This window comes from Streptomyces sp. PA03-1a, from assembly GCF_033792805.1.
GTDB lineage: Bacteria > Actinomycetota > Actinomycetes > Streptomycetales > Streptomycetaceae > Actinacidiphila.
This window is the reverse complement of the sequence record NZ_JARAVO010000421.1, coordinates 1-3,342: the sequence shown is the minus strand read 5'-3', so window position 1 is coordinate 3,342 and position 3,342 is coordinate 1. Positions and strand designations below refer to the sequence as shown.

Here is a 3,342-nt window from a genome sequence, read left to right as displayed (position 1 = left end):
TGCACAGCAGCCTCGGCTACCGCAGCCCCGCCGAATATGAGACAGCACACGCAGCCTGACCACCACACCATTGGTGTCCGTCAAAGCGGAACAAGCTCATCACCTGGAGCCAGCGGAAATCGATCTCGTCGTCCTCGCCCAGATTGACGAAGGTCAGAAACTCTCCCCGCTCACCGAACAGTCCGAAACGTGTGGCCAGCCTGTACCATGCGGCGTTGACATCCCGCAGACCATCGCGTCGCTTGAGGTCGATGACCTCATCGACCCGCCCGTGCTCTGGACCGCAGGCACTTGCCTGCGACGCGGCCTCGGGCGGGCAGGTCGTCAACAATGGTTCGCCATCAAGGACGAGCAGCCCCGAGGCGCCGAGCTTGTCAGTCAGCGTTTCGATGTTCATCGTGCCTCCTTGCGGGCAGCCCGTCCGCCACCGAACTCGTTGCCGTCTACCTCGCCTACTCCGGCCTGTGCCACTGCGAGGCTATCCCCTGCTCAGTGTGGAATACGGCTTCGCCGAGCGGGACGGAGGCAGGAGCGTGAGCGACGCCGGGTGCCTTGATGAAGCAGAGAAGGTCAGACCGCGCGCCCCCCTTGCCTCGGCTTGCTGGGGGCGACTGTCGCCGGTATGGAATGCGGCTACGCTCGGCTGCTGTGAGCTTTGACATGTTTGTTCAGCGCTTCCGAGACGGGCAGGCGGCCCTCATGAGCCCGGAGGCGCTCCACACTCTGTTCGGCCCCCACGTGCACAGCGAGGAGCCGGAGTTTCATCTGTGGACCATCCATGCCCCCGACGGGGGCGAGGCTCAGGTCTACGCCGACACCAGCACCTCGGACTTCAGTGGCTTCGTGATCAGTCGATTTTCGACTGGGCTCGTTCTCGATTTGCTGGTGCAGTGCGCCCGCCGGTCCGATGCGGTGATTCTGGCTCCTGGATGCCCGACGATGATCACCTCTTCGGAGCAGCATGCTCAGCTTCCCGAAGAGCTCCGAGACGACGCGCGCCTGGTCCAAGTCGCAGCTGACGTCGAGGTGATACTCAAGGCTTGCTGATGCTGGCGATAGGCGTCGGTGTGGAGGCCGGCGCCCGGCCGGAGGATGCGGTGGCCATGCGGGTCCTGGACGCCCGGCTGCCCGCGGAGAACGACGAAGACCAGTGGGGGGATGCTGTTCGACCGGCGGCCCTCGCCTACTGGCTCATCACTCGCACTCCTGCCCGCCGACACGACTCGTAGCTGCAACGACGCCCCTCTGATCCGTAGCTCAATGTAGATCGGCCGCGGACGGTCACTCCGGCCGTGCTACGGCCCTAGGAGGACGTTAACGGACGAGATTGGTTGCGGTGGATGCCGTACTTCAGTGCTGCACGCCGATCCATGTCAGGGTGCGGGGCCAAGGCGTGCGCCAACCTGTATGCCGACAACAGCGCACAACTGCGAACAGGGCGTCAGCGGCGCTGCTTGTCCGATGGGGGTGGCGTCAGAGCTTCAGCGGCCCGTGGGTGCCTGCGTGGAAGGTGAAGACGGTCGGTTCGACGTCGAACTCCTCGCGGAAGTGCCCGCCGTAGCCAGGTTCTTCGACGTGAGGTGCGAGCAGGTCCAGGATGGGGACGAGGTCAGCCATCATGTCGTCGAGCCAGAGGTTGCGGCTGAACAGCCCCCAGACGTGGCGCTCACCGCTTGCCGTGAAGCCCCAGGACTGCCGCCGTAGGGACGCGAAATCACCTCCGGGCAGCCGGCTGTCCGGATCTGAGGAGAGCAGCGGATATGTGTGCTCCTCCCCGTCGAGTCCTGCCGGGCGTTCGGAGGTCAGGCCGAGGTGCCATCGCAGAGCGTCCAGGACCGCATCAGGCGTGTCGTCGCGGAGGAGGCAGGCGAAGACGACTTCGTAGTGGAGGCTCACGGAGCCGTATTCTGCCAGGCACGACCGACAGGCCCGGAGTGTTGCGCCTGCCGCAGCACAGAGGCGGATGGGACTTGAAAACCGTCGTGCCAGCGACGTCACCGTGGGTTCATATCCCACACTCGCCGCAATGGTCGGCGAAGGTGCCGGACAGAAGGGGTGCCCCAAGACCCGGGGGCACCGCTTCTACGTGCACGATGGCGCTGTTCTTCCCCCGGATATCCCCGCCTGATCGGGCACGCCACGGGCACGGACTCGGCCGTGCTGCTCGTTTAGATGGCCAGTAGCGCGGCGAGCAACGAAGCCGCCATTGCGGAGAAGAGCCGCGGCTTTCTCCAGCCCGGTCCGGAAGCCTGGCGGGTCAGTTCCCACGTGATCACCAGCCCGCCACCGAGGCCCAACGTGTCCCGCAGCAGGAAAACGGCGGTATGCACAAGGTCCTCCAGTGGCTTCGAACGGACGGGAAGGCTACCTCTAGCGGCGGTCGCGAGGTTCGCCGGGGCCTCAGTTTGGAAGACAGGCTGCAAACCGACGTGGCCGGCTCGGACGCAGGTGGGACCAACTGCCGCCGGGCTTCGCGCTGTCGGGCGCGACCGCTTCCCGCCGGTTCACCGAATGGAGCGTGGCCCGCGTGTGGGCCAAGCTCCACCGCCTGGTCCTGGACGAAATGGGCTTCCGGGGTGGTCAGGACTGGTACCGGTGCGCGATCGACTCCGTCAGCGTCCGGGCCCTCAAAGGGGGCGGCTGACCGGACCGAATCCGACTGACAGCGGCAAGAAGGGTTTGATAATCCACTTCATCGTGGACCGCCGTGGTCTGCCTCTGTCGTCGAGCGGCATCTCCGGGGCGAACCTCCACGACAGCCAGGCCCTGATCCCGCTGGTCTGCGGCACCCCACGCATCCGCTCACGCCGCGGCCCACGACGCCGCAGGCCCGGCACATTGCACGGGCACAAGGGATACCGCTACGGCATCTGCGGCGCTGGGTGTCGTCCCGCGGCATCCGGCACCACCTCGCCCGCAAGGGCACCGAGTCATCCCGACACCTGGGCAATGACGTCTTACAGCTGGTCCCCCGTGCCGGCCGGTTCTGGAGGGTGCACGCCGCCCCCGTCCTTGACGTCCTGCTCGCATGTTCGCCTGTCGTAGGACTGGTCATTGGCAATCAGGAGCACTCCGGCCACCTGTTCAGGGTGCTCGACGGCGAGCCATTCGTCGCCCGTGTGGTCCCCACCCGGACCGAACGCCTCAGAGGAGTAGACGCTTTGACAGATCAATGCCACGCGCTTCTTGTCCACCGCGCAGGCGTCCACCGCAGGGCCGCGCCGATAGGCCGCCCTGACGTGTCTGGGCTTGATTCGCTTTGGCGGACATCCGAGATCTGGGGTTCAGCCCCGGGAGGATGTCCATCATGGAGAGCATGGGGAAGAAGAAGCCACGCCCTCG

4 protein-coding genes and 2 pseudogenes are annotated in these 3,342 nt (G+C 65.9%); 3 read left to right on the top strand and 3 right to left on the bottom strand.

Annotated features, from left to right (window positions below):
- Positions 1–16: 16 nt before the first annotated feature.
- Positions 17–397, bottom strand: coding sequence for a hypothetical protein (locus PV341_RS44345; RefSeq protein WP_500360913.1), 381 nt, complete (start codon positions 395–397; stop codon positions 17–19).
- 251 nt (positions 398–648) lie between these two features.
- Between PV341_RS44345 and PV341_RS44340 the strand changes: the two genes are divergently transcribed.
- Positions 649–1,047 carry a hypothetical protein gene (locus PV341_RS44340; RefSeq protein ID WP_500331711.1) on the top strand — a complete coding sequence of 133 codons (399 nt, stop codon included), beginning with the start codon at positions 649–651 and terminating at the stop codon, positions 1,045–1,047.
- Positions 1,041–1,229: a hypothetical protein gene (locus PV341_RS44335; protein ID WP_500360912.1), complete on the top strand. Its 189-nt coding sequence runs from the start codon at positions 1,041–1,043 to the stop codon at positions 1,227–1,229. The genes PV341_RS44340 and PV341_RS44335 overlap by 7 nt, the downstream gene beginning before the upstream one ends.
- 244 nt (positions 1,230–1,473) lie before the next feature.
- Here the strand turns inward: PV341_RS44335 and PV341_RS44330 are convergent, their stop codons facing one another.
- Positions 1,474–1,896: a hypothetical protein gene (locus PV341_RS44330; RefSeq protein WP_500331713.1), complete on the bottom strand. Its 423-nt coding sequence runs from the start codon at positions 1,894–1,896 to the stop codon at positions 1,474–1,476.
- 544 nt (positions 1,897–2,440) lie between these two features.
- Here PV341_RS44330 and PV341_RS44325 point away from each other — a divergent pair.
- Positions 2,441–2,948 (top strand): annotated as a pseudogene (locus tag PV341_RS44325) (transposase family protein); the annotation flags it as partial.
- 9 nt (positions 2,949–2,957) lie between these two features.
- On the opposite strand, the pseudogene PV341_RS44320 reads toward PV341_RS44325, so the two are convergent.
- Positions 2,958–3,218, bottom strand: a pseudogene (locus PV341_RS44320) (hypothetical protein); the annotation flags it as partial.
- Positions 3,219–3,342: the final 124 nt, after the last annotated feature.

What these genes read in the sequence shown, in the direction of transcription:
- PV341_RS44345 (WP_500360913.1), bottom strand. Translation starts at nt 397, where the DNA reads ATGAACATCGAAACGCTGACTGACAAGCTCGGCGCCTCGGGGCTGCTC.